Raw genomic sequence first — 15,008 nt, forward strand, 5'->3', positions numbered from 1 at the left:
ACTCCGTTACACTGTGATGGATAACATATTGAGTTTAGTATAAGTTTTTTTAATATCAGTCTTTAAATTTACAAAAAACCATTAAGGAAAGATTATGCATATAACTGCAAATTTTGACGCAGGTAATATTGACGTTATTAGTTTAGAAGATAAAAAAAATATTCAACTAGCAATTCGCCCAGACGTTGGTGACGAGTTTTTCCAGTGGTTTAACTTTCGCCTGACAGGTCAGGTTGGCGAGCAATATGTGCTCAATATTGTGAATGCAGGGCAGGCGTCCTACCTTGAGGGTTGGGAGAATTACCAAGCGGTTGCGTCTTATGATCGAGAGCACTGGCTCCGCCTGCCGACTTCGTATAAAGACGGCAAATTAACCATAATGGTAGAGCTTGAATGCGATACGATTCAAATTGCGTATTTTGCCCCTTACAGTTATGAGCGTCATCAAGACTTATTAGCTGCCGTACAAACGCACCCATTAGTGAGTTTAGAGCATTTAGGCGAAACGCTTGATAAGCGCGACTTAACCTTAGTTAAAATCGGTAATGGCGATAGCAATAGTGATGTGAATAAACGCAATATTTGGATCACCGCGCGTCAGCATCCGGGTGAGACGATGGCTGAGTGGTTGGTTGAGGGATTGCTATATAGCCTGCTAGATAGTGATAACGCCACTGCTAAATTATTATTAGAAAAGGCGAACTTCTATATTGTGCCAAATATGAACCCTGATGGTAGTGTGCGCGGACATCTGCGTACTAATGCAGTCGGTACTAATTTAAACCGTGAATGGTTAAATCCAAGTTTAGAGAAAAGCCCTGAAGTGTTCCATGTCATTAATAAAATGGAAGCAACGGGCGTTGACTTATTTTATGATGTGCACGGTGATGAAGCGCTGCCTTATGTGTTCTTGGCGGGCTCACAAGGAACGCCAAGTTATAATGACCGTCTTGCAGGTCTACGTGATAAATTTTCAGACGTCTTAAAATTAGCTAGTGCCGATTTTCAGTCTGAATTTGGTTATGACGTTGATGCGCCGGGCACCGCGAACATGACCATCGCCACCCACTGGGTAGCGGAACGTTTTGATTGTTTGGCCAATACCTTGGAGATGCCGTTTAAAGATAATGATAATGTACCTGATGCAGATATAGGCTGGTCACCAGAGCGTTCAATTAAGCTTGGTGAAGCCTCCTTAGTTGCGATGTTGGCGGTCGTGGATGAGTTGCGTTAGTGAATGATTGAAAGCAATATCAAGATTCAAGTGAAAATAATCATAGATATCGTTTTTGATAAAATATTAACCATTTAAAAATAGCGCCCATTCTAGGCGCTATTTTTGTTTCTCGTAATAAAGACAATAATCAATGGCTGGTAGACATCATCTCTCATTAAGATTAGGTCTTAACTATATATGGTTACCATTTATAGTTGGTTTTGATCTGTTTTTCTAAAAACTTAGTTGCAACGCTATTATAAAGATCGCAATCTACTACACCTTTAGTGAAGTCAGTATCAGAGTCTTCTTGTACATCTTTTTGATAATAATAAGCATTATAAACTAAACCATTATATTGAACTGCTGCCTCGATTTCACCATTTTCATCGGTATATCTGACCGCTGTCAGCTCATTATTACGACCGACTTTTTCGTTGATTATATTAGTTACAGTATTATATTTTCTTTGTTCATCAAGCCATTCGTTAATAGTAATATCTTCTCTAGAGGCTAAATCATAAAAAGTATAGTATGACTGAGAAGGTGTTTCTTGTAAGATATAACACTGCGAACCTGTAGGGAAAGCAACATTGCTTTGGAAGCCATCGTAATTTAAATCAGTATTAATACCAGTTTTTGCGTTGACAGCTAACTTTTTAACGCCGCTGAGATCTAACGTCTTGATATCATAAACTGCGTCTATGGAGCGGTTATCGGTCTGAATTTTCAACTTAAAGGTGTCGCTATCAATAAAATTAACTTTATAGAATGAGTTGTCAAATCCATCTTTGACTTTTGCGAATGTCTTATCAGCGACGTAGTAGTCATGATGGCCTTCTTCATCGCCTATGCTAATTTGATAAGCATTATCAGAGCTGCCAACTACAGTAGAGGTGGTACGAGTCAAACCATTGTTATTAAGCTTAAAGGTTATTTTACCCCAACCTTTTTTGTATAAACCATTTGAAACATCAGTAAAAGAATCAAATGCTGTGTAGTTCAGCTCGTTATTAACAATGGGACCGCCATTATCATCGGTGATGATGGTTGAGTCTGAATCATCACTTCCGCAGCCTGTTACTATTAAAGTGCTTGCCAATACAATACCTGTGTACAGCTTATTGATCTTCATATCTTTACCTATCGTTAGTGCCCCGTAAGAGGCTCAATGATAGTGAAAGCAATTTTTAATTGCAAAACAAAAATTCAGTATTAACATTGTTGCTACAGTAATACGTCATTCTTACTAAATTTAAGTGTGTGTAAAACTTATCTTCATAAGTATGTTGATTGATAAGAGGTCTTTTGGAAAATAAGCTTGCAATAGTACAAGCTATAGTTAATGACAATGAATGAGATAATATTAAGCCATAACACTCGTCTAAAAGCCGCCTTAAATTGATAAGAGGCTTGAAAACCGTCTAAAGAATACCTTACTGCGTTAACGATGCGAGAAAGCCATTCTTTAATTCTTTATAAAGCTATTGATAATGAATACTAAAGGTACTGCCGCCCCCAGCATTGGCTTGGTGCGTCAGCTTCCAATCCATATGGGACATGATGCGTTGCACAATACTAAGGCCCAAGCCTGTGCCTTCAACTTTATAGCTAGAGTATCCTTTTGATAACATATCTGTATCCAATTGTGCCTCATTATTCTGTTGCGCTAGACGCTCAAATCTCTCATATAGCAGTGGCATCATCGTTTCAGGGATGCCGAGACCAGTATCAGTGACGGTGATTTTCTCCGCGTCGATACTGATCATAACTTCCCCTTCGTCAGTATATTGGAAGGCATTTTTTATCAAGTTTCCTACTGCCATCTTGAGCAACTCAGGTCGCACGTATGCAAAATATTCTTGTTCAGCCAGGACTGTGCAAGTTACTGACTTATAACGTAATAAGTAATTTAAACGCTCAACTTCATTGAAAGTGATGCGATTAATGGACGTTTGCGGTGTGTCTAGTTTTTCAGGCGCACGAGAGAGCAATAGTAAAGCGGTGATGATTTCAGAGGTTTCTTTGGCGGTATTGCTAATACGATTGGTAAATTCGCTCAAGTGACTGTCATCGGTCAATTGCGATGCCAATACTTCTGATGCGCCCATAATAATGGTTAGGGGCGTGCGCAATTCGTGGCTGACATCACCTGTAAATAATTGCTCACGCTTTAAATACTGTTCAAGCTTTTGGTTTTTCTCGTCAATGGCTCGAGCCAAGACGCCAACCTCTGAAGGCAGATGCGTCAATTGGGTTAAGTTTTGATGATTTGTTTCTACGGCGTTTTTCAGGTCTAACAAAGGCTTGGTAATTTGCCTTGAGGACAGCTGAGAGAATATCGCGGCGATAAGTAGGCTTAAGATGACGGCAAATGTTAAGGCATTGGTAAATATGTCTTCTAATTGCTCGAATATCGCCAAAACAGGATAGCTTTTCATCACCATTGCACTGTCTTCTAAGTAGGTTAAAAGATAGCTGTGGTTGTTTTGTTGATATATAAAAAAATGCAGGTTGGTTCTTATATTGCCTGCTTCAGTATTAACAGTGACAGGAGTTTCTTGCACTGTTTCGGTTGCGATGGCTTTTAAATGATCAGGCGCACTCTCATAATCATAGATTTTGATATCTGGATTGGCAATATAAACCGGTTGTTTACCATCCTTTTCTTGACTGAGCGCCAATTGTTGAATCAAGCGCGCTTTGACCAGCTCTTGCTCGAGCCTGGCTTCAGCATACATAAAAATACTGACGAAAGTAGCGCAAAGCAATAGCGCAAAGAGGAAGTATGAGATTCTAAACTTATTGGCAATGGAGTCTATACTGAACATGGTATTCACTTCGTAATGGAAAGCAGTAGATAAAAAAGTTAAATAGAAGGACAAGAATGAATGAGCCGCCTCGACTTTATCGGAGGTTGATTTACTTGAGTCAGGCAGCGATGCGTGACAAAGTCAAAGTATTATAATACCGCTTTTCAAACTCAAAAGAAGACACATAAAAAATCATACTGTGAAATCGCATTTTATTGAAACAATCTATGCATTCAAGAGTTGACAGTTCAGCATCACTGACAACAGTCCGATTTTCTTTTTAGTCATGAATTACTTCAGCCTTATAAGGCCCATTGATCGCTTCAGCCAATCCATTATCAGATGAATCGCCAGTGGTACCTACAGAGACGATCAGAGATGATAACGCCGGACTCAGTAATCTTACCTTTGTCATACCAACAGAATGCTGAGTCTGCGACAATACAGAGACGGTTCATTATCTATCAACACCCATTACTAACAGTACCATCTAACAAAACTAAAAAATACCAAAGCCTAATATGCTATTTCTTGTCATGTTTTTTCATCGAAGTGTCATATCTGATAGATACACTGCTGACCTACGCCAGATAAGTAATTAAATGGATGATTATAAGCGATTGGGTGAGTGGCTATGTTAGAGCTAAGACAAGTTACAAAGAAATATGATGGTAGCGTGATTTTCGAAGATCTTTCACTCAAAATTAATAAGGGTGAGATAGTTTCAATTTTAGGGCCATCTGGCTGCAGTAAGAGCACTTTACTGCAAATGATTTTGGGTTTAACCGATATTAGTAGCGGTCGGATTACCTATAATGGTGCAGATATTACTCCTGTACCTATGAGACAAGGAGGGTTTAATTACATTTTCCAGGATTATGTCTTATTCCCCAATCTCAATATCAAACAAAACATCGAGTATGGTCTACATAGTAACCCCAATGTTAGTACACAAGAAGAAGTCGATGAGCTGATCGAGTTGCTCGATATTAAAGCGTATCTCAATAAGCGTATTCATCAGCTATCTGACGGTCAAAAGCAATGTGTCACTCTGGCTCGCACCTTAATCATGAAACCTAAGTTGCTACTGTTAGATGAGCCTTTATCTGCATTAGATGGAATGATTAAAGAAATCATCAAAGAGCGCATTCGTGAAATTGTAGTGCGCTATCAGCTGACTGCCTTGATTGTCACAAATGACCCAGAAGAGGCCATGACGTTATCTGATCGTATTTTACTGCTATCAGATGGCAAAGTGGCACAATTCGCTGAACCATCTGAAATCATCCATAATCCTACCAATGATTTCGCCACAAACTTTATTTTAAATCAGCTCAATATCAAACGTCGCAATATCTTAAGTTTATTTGCTGACGGTATCTCTCAAGCTGATCCATTGAATTGACTATAGATAAAAGCCATCATGCTTGCTGATCTAAGGCGATGACTGCCTTTTTTAACCAAGTCCCAGCCTTACCTAAAGGCTTTTCTTTATGCCAAATGAGCTCAACCGCAACGGGCCAACTGTGCTTATCAAAATCCAGTTTTGGTGATACCAAAGAGCCATCTTTTAACGCATCAACAAGAATATGCTCAGGTACTAACGCCCAGCCAAGGTTACGTTGGACAAGCTCAATAATCACCCACTGACTCTCAACCCACCACACATCAGCGGCAACCCGACGCTAGCCATTTTGTTTGGCAGCTATAGATTGTCTGTCGGTATCAATTTATTGTATTAATAATGAATACTGAGAGGTTGTATATTGAACAAAAGATAAGTATTAAAAATATCATAACTGGTTACGATTATTTAAAAACAGTTTTAGTGGATAGTGAAAAAAAGGCGTATAAGTATTATCGTTACTCCTTTCATGGAATTAGGCTATGCACCCAGCCCTACCGTATCGGCTGTTGAATAAGTTCACTATTGTTATTGGCGCTATTGGCGTCGGGACTGCCTTAGTCGATAGTGGTTTTACGCTCACGACGTGGCTACAACATGTTTTTCATATTTTTTACTTAACGATTATTTTATTGGGTTTTGTTGCCACGGTATGGCGTTATATTCGTTCAAAGTCTCGATTGTCTGTTAACAAAGTCGCGGTTTTCGATTTACTAACCAGTGTCGCTATTTTTATATTATTGGCGGTACATTTCTTTGAGCTGGCGCGTTCAGGATTATCAATGCCAGTTGATGATTTTATTGCGATTAAGGTTGCCGTTTTTGTCACTTTCATCCGTGAGATATCCGACAATAATTTTAGTCTGAACCGTGCCTTTTTAAATCCTGGTCAGTTTTTTATCTTAAGCTTTTTATCCGTGGTATTGGTCGGAGCATTGTTGCTTATGATGCCCAATGCCACCACTGAGCCAATATCCTTTGTCGATGCGCTATTTACGGCTACCAGTGCAGTCTGTGTGACAGGGCTGATTGTGGTAGATACGGCGACCCGTTTCACGACGTTTGGGCAACTGATTATCATCGGACTGATTCAAATTGGCGGTTTGGGTATTCTTACCTTTGTGACGTACTTTAGTTATTTCTTTAAAGGCGGCGTCAGTTATGAGACGCAGCTAAGTATCAGTGAGCTCAACGTCTCACAACGAATGGGTGATATGGTCACCACCCTCAAGTCCATTTTATATGTGACGTTTGGGGTTGAGGCGCTGGCTGCTATCTTGATTTTTATTAGTATCTATGATTTGCCAGGGATGAGTTTTGCAGAAAGACTGTTTTTCTCGATCTTTCATGCCATCTCTGCTTTTTGTAATGCTGGATTCTCTACCTTTAGTGCCGGCTTATATGATGATTCGCTGCGCTTTAATTATCCTTTACAGCTCATTATTAGCACCACTTTCTTATTTGGCGGTATGGGTTTTATCATTGTTGTCAATTTATTACGCTATCTGCGTCACCGTGCCCAAAGAGCCATTTTTAAGAATGATCCACGTTATGGTTACCAGCCGTGGCTGCTTAGTATTAATAGCCGTATCACTTTAATTACCTCCGGCACTTTATTGTTGATTGGACTGGTTGGGGTCATGGTATTTGAATACAACGGCATACTTGCTGAGCATCAGAGTTTTTACGCTAAGGTGATTACAGGGCTATTCACGGCAGCGACACCGCGTACCGCAGGATTTAATATTGCGGATATGGATGCGCTCGCATTCCCGACTATCATGCTGACGATTTTTTTGATGTGGATTGGTGCTTCGCCAAACTCTACCGGTGGCGGTATAAAAACCAGCACCTTTGCCATTGCGATATTAAACACCTTGAGCTTAGCCCGTGGTCAGAATAAGGTTGAAGTATTTCAACGCGAGATTGCTGATATCTCTATTCGTCGAGCGTTCTCCATTATGTGGTTGTCGCTATTGGTCATTGGACTGGGCGTCACGCTCATTAGTTATGATCAGCCTGAGCTTGACTTGATTAAAGTGATTTTTGAGTGTTTTTCTGCCTATAGTACCGTTGGTTTGAGCTTAAATTTGACCGCCGAGCTATCCACTTTTAATAAGCTAGTCGTTTCAGCGATTATGTTCGTTGGGCGCGTGGGGATGTTGACGATATTTATTGCGCTACTTAAAAACAGGTATCAACGTAACTACCGTTATCCGACTGAAGAGATTACTATTAATTAACCAAATATTCACTAATTAAGTATTAACTAAAAACGGTACGATTGCTGCATTTATAGTTGCATGAGTGACAAGGAATATTATGAAATACATTATTGCAGGTTTAGGTAGCTTTGGTTCTTCATTGGGCATGGCGCTGACGAGCCAAGGCCATGAAGTCATCGCCATTGATAGCAACATGCAAAAAGTTGAAGCTTATAAAGAAGCAATCACTCATACTATCTGCATGGATGCTACCGACGAATATACGGTTAATGGCTTGCCTATTATGGATACCGATATAGTGGTGGTGGCCATTGGTGAAAATGAAGGGGCTAATATTATGGCAACGGCGCTGTTTAAAACCCTAAAAGCCCGGCGCTTAATCAGTCGTAGTATCAATCCTTTACATGAAAAAGTGCTACAAGCGATTGGGGTTGATGATATTTTTCATCCTGAAAAAGAATCGGCGATGCGCTGGGCAAAACGTCTATCGCTACGTTATTTCGTCGACTCGTTTAGTTTAACGGAACACTTTAGTATCGTTGAGATTAGTATTCCAGATATTTTAGTTGGAAAAACGATTGCAGCGTTACAAATGGAACATAAATTCAATCTTAAACTGCTAAGCACCATGCGCTATGAGCATTATGAAGACAGCTTTGGTCGTCGTCAAAGTAAACCCAGCATTCAGGGATTAGCCACACCAGAGCAAGTGCTACAAGATAAGGATGTGCTGGTGGTGTATGGGGCTAATAAACATATCAATAACTTCTTACGTAGTGTAGGGGTTAAAGTACACTAATCGACAGGGATAACGTTATGAATAAGTGTCGCATATCCGTACTATGTCTTGCCAGCCTGCTATTATTTAACGGTTGTGATGAGTCCAAACAAAACCCAAATGTCATGTTTTCAGAGAAGCATCAAGACCCCATTCAAGAGCTTGAAAAGCACTCTAAAAAAGTCGATCACAGCCAGTTCGGCTACAAACAAACCTTTTATGTACCGATTTATTCAGATATCTATACGGACAGGGATAACCGTAAGGTCTTACTGTCAGCGACCTTGAGCGTTCGCAACACCACCTTAAAAAAATCGCTCTATATTAACAAAATAGATTATTACAGTACCGATGGTGATCTTGTAAAGTCATATTTAACAGAGACTATTGAGCTACCGGCCATGGCAACCTTGAATTATATTGTCGAAAAAGAAGAGGATAAAGGCGGTTCAGGGGCAAAATTTATCATTGAAGTCGAAGGAGTAGATGAGACGGTCAGACCAGTCATTGAGGCGGTAATGATTGGTAACTTCAGCAATAAAGGTTTCGCTTTTAGCACGCAGGGTACACCAGTTTTGTATTGATAGACTTGTACGCTTTATTAATATGGATAATCCAAATTTAGGAGTGTTGCCATGTTAGTGTTCACCCAAAATTTAACTTTACCAACCATTAAAACCACACTGCTTATTACTGTCTTGTTCGCTACTGCGCAACTGATGGCAGGCTGTGATTTACAGTCTTCATCTTCAAACAATGACATCACAGCACAAACGGATGATGTACATAAAAGCAAGCCTGAAGATAATAAAACCCCTATAAATCCTGCACCTATAAAATCCGCTACTGCAGATAAAGCGCCAGCTATCGAAGTATCAAAGCTATCTAATGATAAAACCGTAACGCCAGCAGGCTACCAAAAGCTAAGCTTCGGGCAGGTTATTACCCCTGAATTGCTAAATGAGTTAGGACTGACTAAAGCAGAAACGGACAATGAGCAATGCTATTACGTCAGTAATCCAGCAGTGAGCTATACGGATAAAGAGTACGGTAAACGTGCCTCTGTGTTATATCAAATGATAAATAACAAAGTTGCTCTGATCACTATTCAAGCTCCAAATATACCTTTTTATACAGATATCTATGTTGGCGATTCAGTGTCAGAAGTCATGAAAGCGCATAATAACGAGCTGACTTATGAGGTCGATAAATATGCGCTTAATGGCGACTACTATAGCTTGATTGCTAACGTTAATTTTAAGGTGATAAAAGAGCCCCAACTCGGAGAGTCGTTAAAGGACAACAATATTGAGCTTAATGGTAAAGAGGATAAACTACCCATACAAATTGAATACCACATCAAGGGCGGTCAAAGGCTGAATGGTTATAGGATTAAATCAACAGAGTGGACGGCAGATAATCGGAGCTTATTAAAAGGGGAAGTAGAAAGTATTGATATCGGTATACCAGAAGCAATCTATCTGGTCGAAGGTTGCTCTTAAGGAGTAAACGCAAACAGTGTGTAGCTTCAAGTTCATATTAGAAATAGGATAATCTTTCGCCGATCATTATCTAAAAATTTGTCATCAAGTTGTCATGGAGTTTCAGTAGACTCAAGCGTAAATCGTATTTTAGTGGTTGCAACGATAAAGCCGCAATATTTTCTATGCCAATCCAGCCTAAAAGGTAACTGAACATGACCTCATTGAATAACAAGCAAGAGCTAACGCACGAATTTGTTGAAGACTCTAACCCAACTAATAATATCAACTTTCAAACCATTATCAATCGCCGTATGAACCGCCGCAGTATTTTAAAAGGCGGCACAGGATTAACGGCGGCGGCGTTTTTTGGTGCATTACCTTTAGTCGGTTGTAGTGACGATGATGATAGCAGCTTGCCTGTTAATCCTAGCGACGATAACAGCGCTGCTATTCCCGCCCAAGGCGATTTAAAACGCCCCGAAACCTTAAAGTTTACAGCAGTGCCGCATTCAACGGCTGAGACGATGAGCGTAGCAGCAGGCTATAAAGCCGAGATGATATTACCACTAGGCACGCCGCTGATATCTGGCATCGAGGATTGGAAGGACAATCGTGAGCAATCCGCTGAGTCGTTTGAATGGCGTATGGGTGACAACCATGATGGTATGTGGTTCTTTGGCAAAAAGGGCAATACGTACGATGCCAAAGCCTCAGAAAACGGTCTGTTGGTGATGAACCACGAATATGTAAACAGTAGTGAGCTTAGCCCATTTGGTTACCATGTCATCCAAGATAATAGTGCCCCGCCAATTTTCCAAAACCGTCGCCTCGCGAGCGACGTGCGCCGCGAGGTCAACTGTCATGGAGTTACTGTGGTTGAGATGAGCCGACGCGCTGACGGTATGGGTTATGAGATGGTGCCCAATTCGAAATACAATCGCCGTATCACCAGCAGTACGACTGCCCAATTAGCAGGCCCTGTTGCTGGCTCTGATTTGGTTAAGACCAAGTTTGATCCGACAGGATTTCAGACTCGCGGTATTAATAATAACTGCGGTGCTGGATTATCACCTTGGGGCACCTATCTGACTACCGAAGAGAATTTTTTAGGCGTATTTGCCCGTGGGCAAGATGCCCCTCAATTGAGTGCTGCACATAACTACGGTCGCGAGCGCTACGGGGCAACGGAGAATTTCCCTGGCTTTGAATATCTGTGGCATACACCTGACGCCAAAGATGCTGCCATCCCCGACGAGTTTTCACGTTGGGATATAACAGCCGTCGGTGCGAGTGCTGCCGATGACTACCGTCATGCCTTTAATACCTTTGGTTATATCACCGAAATCGACCCTTTTAACCAACACTCTGTACCTCAAAAACGTACCGCACTAGGGCGTTTTGCCCATGAAAATTGTGCCTATGCACCTGTTGAGCAAGGCAAACCTGTGGTCTTTTATATGGGCGATGATGCCCGCGGCGAATATATTTATAAGTTCGTCTCCAAAGCCACGTGGTCAAATGCGGATATCGGTGGCGGCTTAAAAGCGGGTGATAAATATATGAATGAGGGCACACTATATGTCGCGATATTCCATGAAAATGGTCGCGGTGAGTGGAAAGCACTGATCCATGGTCAAAACGGACTGGATACCTCTAATAGTATATTGCCGTTTCATGGACAAGATGAAGTGCTGGTTTTCGCCCGTGCCGCTGCCGATGTAGTCGGGGCAACCAAGATGGATCGACCCGAATGGGTGTCGGTCAGCCCCATAACTGGTGAGGTATATGTGACCTTGACCAATAATAAGTATCGCGGCGTAAGTGATGATCAACCGCTTTCAGCGTCCAACCCACGCAGCTATCAAGTCGGCGGCAAGGCGGCTGGTAATGATAATGGTCATATAATTCGCTGGGCAGAAACAGGCGGCGATCATGCGGCAACAAGTTTTGAATGGGATATTTATTTGTTTGCCTCGCCAAGTGATTTGTCAGCAGAGAACTTATCGCAGCTAAATGACAACAACGATTTATCATCGCCAGACGGACTGTATTTTGATCCACGTGGGGTGTTGTGGATTCAGACAGATGATGGTGCTTATACGGATACCAGTAGTTGTATGCTATTAGCAGCACTACCGGGCAAAGTCAGCGATGGCACCCTTAAAACCACTTCGGCAGGGCAACAAACCCGAGTCGGCATGCCTGCCAGTAATGACAATATCAAACGCTTTTTCGTCGGTCCTGAGGGCTGTGAGGTGACTGGTATTACGATGACGCCAGATTTCAAAACGTTGTTTATCAACATTCAGCATCCAGGCAATAGCTGGGGCGCCGTCGCCGGCGGCAGTACTCCGCGCTCAGCGACGGTCATGATTACGCGAGAAGATGGCGATGTTATATTGGCTGAGTCCTTTGATGATACTATTAGTAGCACTTAAAACTACTAGCACTTAATAATCTTCCTAATCGTTAACGAAAAAACCAATATGCTTGATGTTCTTTTCTGCGTTTATAGAGAATAAGGATGCAAGTATATTGGTTATTGTGTTTTTAAACGACACTTTTAAGAAGAGGTTGTGCGTTCAGTTATTACTTTGCTTAGGTATTCCATTGCCCTTGAACCATAATACCTGCGATAGGATTTAATCCCATTTGATAAGCAAGATCAGCAGGGCGGCTGATATCCCAAAGCGCCAAATCAGCATCGTAACCCACTTCTATTTTGCCTTTTTTGGCTAGACCTAACGCTTGTGCCGCATGAACGGTTGCCCCAGCCAATACTTCTTCAGGGGTTAAATAAAATAGTGTACAGCCCATATTCATTGCTAATAATAGCGACGTGAGCGGTGAAGTGCCAGGATTACAGTCGGTTGAAATAGCAATGGAAACTTGATGTTTACGTAACTCTTCAATCGGTGGTAGTTTGGTATCACGTAGTGTATAAAACGCGCCCGGTAATAGCACGGCAATGGTGTTGCTCGCTGCCATTTTTTTAATGTCGTCTTCTACTAAATGCTCAAGATGGTCGCTTGACAATCCTTTATATTCTGCTACCAGAGCACTAGCGCCTATATTTGACAGCTGCTCAGAATGCAACTTAACTGGCAAGTCTAACGAGCGAGCCACTTCAAAGACGCGCTTAATCTGCTCAGCAGTAAAGGCGATGTTTTCACAAAAGCCATCGACCGCATCGACCAAACCTTCAGCATACAAAATTGGTAACCACTGGCAAACTTGCTCTATATAATCATCCGAGTGGTCCTGCATGTGAGACTTGTATTCAGGTGGTAGGGCATGGGCAGCTAAATAAGTGGTACTAACATGGATGTTATGCTTTTTACCAAGCTTACGCGCGACTGTTAGCATTTTGCGTTCAGTTTCTAGGTCTAGTCCATAACCAGATTTTATTTCGACACTGGTAACGCCTTCTTTAATGAGCGCGAGCAGACGTTTTTCACTTTGGAAAAATAGTTCTTCTTCATTAGCTGCGCGGGTAGAGCTAACCGTTGAGATAATGCCACCACCCTGTGCAGCGATATCTTGGTAACTGGCGCCGTGCAGTCGTGCTTCGAACTCATTGCTACGGTTGCCAGCATAAACGATATGGGTGTGGCAGTCGATGAGCCCGGGCGTTATCCAGTTGCCATCAACGTCTTTGATTTGATTGTTTTTATAATGGCTCAGATGCGGCGTTATTTGTGTATGCGTGCCAACCCATGCAATTTTACCGTCTTTGATACCGATAGCGGCGTTTTCTAACTGACCATAAGGTGTGCTTTTATTTTGACCATTATTTTGATTGGCGCTATAAATATCAAACCCGTATTGCGCTGAAAAGGTAGCGAGATTGGCATTAATAATGATGTGGTCAAACGATGTCATGCTATCCATAACGTCTGTAGTATTGATAGAGTCATCAAATATCTGTTCGCTAGAGTTATTCATAATGTGCTCCTGCTTATTTTGAAGCTAGTGCGTTTCGGTGATAAGTAAATGCTGCTCTATAATAGTCGCCAAGAGACGAGCGGCGACTTTACAGCTGCGTTGATCAATATCAAAGGTAGGATTAATCTCAGCGATATCGGCTATTTTTACTTTGTTTGATGCCATGATAAGTTTGACAGCGCGCTCAACGAAACTGAACTCAATACCATAGGCCGCTGGCGCGCTGACACCGGGTACGATACTTGATGGCAAGCAATCCATATCAATCGTTAAATAAATAATATCAACGCTTTCGATAAAACCTGTTATTTGAGCTGCAATTTTTTTCCATTTCTTATTGGTACAGTCTTCATCACTGATGATATGCACGCCTAATTGCTCAGCACGATCAAAGAGAGCGGCAGTGTTGGAAAAACGACTGACGCCGATACAGCAATAGTGAAAGGGCTGACCATGTTCATCAAGATGCTCGGCAATTTGTCGGAATGGTGTGCCAGACGTTGCGACATCAGACTGACGAATATCAAGATGTGCATCAAAGTTGATAATGCCGATACGCGGCGTCGCGTCTTTATGGGTTGTGAGATCTGTTTGCGGTAGAGCTTGCCACAATCCTAAAAAGCTACCATAAGCGATGGCATGACCACCGCCAAGACCGATGGGCAAACCGCCTTGTTTGATAATCTGACTCACTGTATTGGCGTATGTTATCTGTGCTTGTTCTAGCATGTTGGCAGCAAAATCATCATGATCGTGGCAATGAATATCGCCAGCGTCACCCAGTAAGGTTGGCAGTTGATTATCAAAGCGCTGCTGTAGCTCCGCGATGACGGGCAGCGTAGCAAACGCCTGACGAATCAATGGCGGAGCAGCTCTTGCACCCACGCGTCCTTGATTGCGCCTGACACCTTGGTCACAAGCGAAACCGACCAGCCCAATACGCTGCTGCATATAAGGCTGAGCCAACTGATACCAGTAGCAGGCGCGTGCTGTCTCAAACGGCTCTGCACGTCCTGTCCATCGACTCATATCAGCACCTGTTTGGCTAACGGTTGCTGTATCGGTTATGGTACTCGTTGCTGTGTTGGTTAATGATGCCATCGTCAGCTTCCTTGTTTCATTCGCCTTTATACTATTAGATT

At 41.9% G+C, this 15,008-nt stretch carries 12 protein-coding genes; 7 read left to right on the forward strand and 5 right to left on the reverse strand.

What is annotated here, in order from left to right; all coding sequences use genetic code 11:
* Window positions 1-94: 94 nt before the first annotated feature.
* A complete protein-coding gene (locus tag FQ084_RS08010) occupies window positions 95-1,234 on the forward strand; it encodes a carboxypeptidase family protein (protein ID WP_149490099.1) in 1,140 nt (379 codons plus the stop codon).
* Window positions 1,235-1,418: 184 nt separating this feature from the next.
* Here the strand turns inward: FQ084_RS08010 and FQ084_RS08015 are convergent, their stop codons facing one another.
* Both FQ084_RS08015 and FQ084_RS08020 read right to left on the reverse strand, forming a co-directional pair.
* The gene (locus FQ084_RS08015) at window positions 1,419-2,351 is read right to left on the reverse strand and encodes a hypothetical protein (protein ID WP_149490100.1); all 933 of its coding nucleotides are present in this window, start codon (window positions 2,349-2,351) and stop codon (window positions 1,419-1,421) included.
* A gap of 349 nt (window positions 2,352-2,700) precedes the next feature.
* On the reverse strand, window positions 2,701-4,047 hold the full coding sequence (locus FQ084_RS08020) for a sensor histidine kinase (RefSeq protein ID WP_149490101.1): 1,347 nt from the start codon (window positions 4,045-4,047) through the stop codon (window positions 2,701-2,703).
* Window positions 4,048-4,663: 616 nt separating this feature from the next.
* On the opposite strand from FQ084_RS08020, the gene FQ084_RS08025 reads away from it, so the two are divergent.
* Entirely contained in the window at window positions 4,664-5,434 is a 771-nt protein-coding gene (locus FQ084_RS08025; protein ID WP_149490102.1) for an ABC transporter ATP-binding protein, read from the forward strand.
* Between the two features lie 16 nt (window positions 5,435-5,450).
* Here FQ084_RS08025 and FQ084_RS08030 read toward each other — a convergent pair whose 3' ends face one another.
* A complete protein-coding gene (locus tag FQ084_RS08030) occupies window positions 5,451-5,696 on the reverse strand; it encodes a LysR substrate-binding domain-containing protein (RefSeq protein ID WP_149490103.1) in 246 nt (81 codons plus the stop codon).
* A gap of 220 nt (window positions 5,697-5,916) precedes the next feature.
* Between FQ084_RS08030 and FQ084_RS08035 the strand changes: the two genes are divergently transcribed.
* The 5 genes from FQ084_RS08035 to FQ084_RS08055 all read left to right on the forward strand — a co-directional run bounded on the left by FQ084_RS08035 (window position 5,917) and on the right by FQ084_RS08055 (window position 12,359).
* Window positions 5,917-7,677: a TrkH family potassium uptake protein gene (locus tag FQ084_RS08035; protein WP_149490104.1), complete on the forward strand. Its 1,761-nt coding sequence runs from the start codon at window positions 5,917-5,919 to the stop codon at window positions 7,675-7,677.
* 79 nt (window positions 7,678-7,756) lie between these two features.
* On the forward strand, window positions 7,757-8,458 hold the full coding sequence (locus FQ084_RS08040) for a potassium channel family protein (protein ID WP_149490105.1): 702 nt from the start codon (window positions 7,757-7,759) through the stop codon (window positions 8,456-8,458).
* Between the two features lie 17 nt (window positions 8,459-8,475).
* Window positions 8,476-9,021, forward strand: a complete 546-nt coding sequence (locus FQ084_RS08045) for a DUF3124 domain-containing protein (protein WP_149490106.1) — start codon at window positions 8,476-8,478, stop codon at window positions 9,019-9,021.
* A gap of 51 nt (window positions 9,022-9,072) precedes the next feature.
* Entirely contained in the window at window positions 9,073-9,939 is an 867-nt protein-coding gene (locus FQ084_RS08050) for a hypothetical protein (protein ID WP_149490107.1), read from the forward strand.
* A 194-nt stretch (window positions 9,940-10,133) separates the two neighbouring features.
* Window positions 10,134-12,359, forward strand: a complete 2,226-nt coding sequence (locus FQ084_RS08055; protein WP_149490108.1) for a PhoX family protein — start codon at window positions 10,134-10,136, stop codon at window positions 12,357-12,359.
* A gap of 160 nt (window positions 12,360-12,519) precedes the next feature.
* On the opposite strand, the gene hutI is transcribed toward FQ084_RS08055, so the two are convergent.
* Entirely contained in the window at window positions 12,520-13,866 is a 1,347-nt protein-coding gene (hutI, locus tag FQ084_RS08060; RefSeq protein ID WP_149490109.1) for an imidazolonepropionase, read from the reverse strand.
* Between the two features lie 24 nt (window positions 13,867-13,890).
* Window positions 13,891-14,967 (reverse strand): formimidoylglutamase, encoded by a 1,077-nt coding sequence (gene hutG / locus FQ084_RS08065; RefSeq protein WP_149490110.1) that lies wholly within the window; start codon window positions 14,965-14,967, stop codon window positions 13,891-13,893.
* Window positions 14,968-15,008: the final 41 nt, after the last annotated feature.

It is taken from the genome of Psychrobacter sp. ANT_WB68, from assembly GCF_008369115.1.
GTDB lineage: Bacteria > Pseudomonadota > Gammaproteobacteria > Pseudomonadales > Moraxellaceae > Psychrobacter.

Excerpts from the sequence above, each read along its gene's own strand:
- FQ084_RS08020 (WP_149490101.1), bottom strand. The coding sequence starts at position 4,047 with ATGTTCAGTATAGACTCCATTGCCAATAAGTTTAGAATCTCATACTTC.
- FQ084_RS08025 (WP_149490102.1), top strand. The coding sequence starts at position 4,664 with ATGTTAGAGCTAAGACAAGTTACAAAGAAATATGATGGTAGCGTGATT.
- hutG (WP_149490110.1), bottom strand. The coding sequence starts at position 14,967 with ATGGCATCATTAACCAACACAGCAACGAGTACCATAACCGATACAGCA.
- FQ084_RS08040 (WP_149490105.1), top strand. The coding sequence starts at position 7,757 with ATGAAATACATTATTGCAGGTTTAGGTAGCTTTGGTTCTTCATTGGGC.
- FQ084_RS08010 (WP_149490099.1), top strand. The coding sequence starts at position 95 with ATGCATATAACTGCAAATTTTGACGCAGGTAATATTGACGTTATTAGT.
- FQ084_RS08045 (WP_149490106.1), top strand. The coding sequence starts at position 8,476 with ATGAATAAGTGTCGCATATCCGTACTATGTCTTGCCAGCCTGCTATTA.
- hutI (WP_149490109.1), bottom strand. The coding sequence starts at position 13,866 with ATGAATAACTCTAGCGAACAGATATTTGATGACTCTATCAATACTACA.
- FQ084_RS08035 (WP_149490104.1), top strand. The coding sequence starts at position 5,917 with ATGCACCCAGCCCTACCGTATCGGCTGTTGAATAAGTTCACTATTGTT.
- FQ084_RS08015 (WP_149490100.1), bottom strand. The coding sequence starts at position 2,351 with ATGAAGATCAATAAGCTGTACACAGGTATTGTATTGGCAAGCACTTTA.
- FQ084_RS08050 (WP_149490107.1), top strand. The coding sequence starts at position 9,073 with ATGTTAGTGTTCACCCAAAATTTAACTTTACCAACCATTAAAACCACA.
- FQ084_RS08055 (WP_149490108.1), top strand. The coding sequence starts at position 10,134 with ATGACCTCATTGAATAACAAGCAAGAGCTAACGCACGAATTTGTTGAA.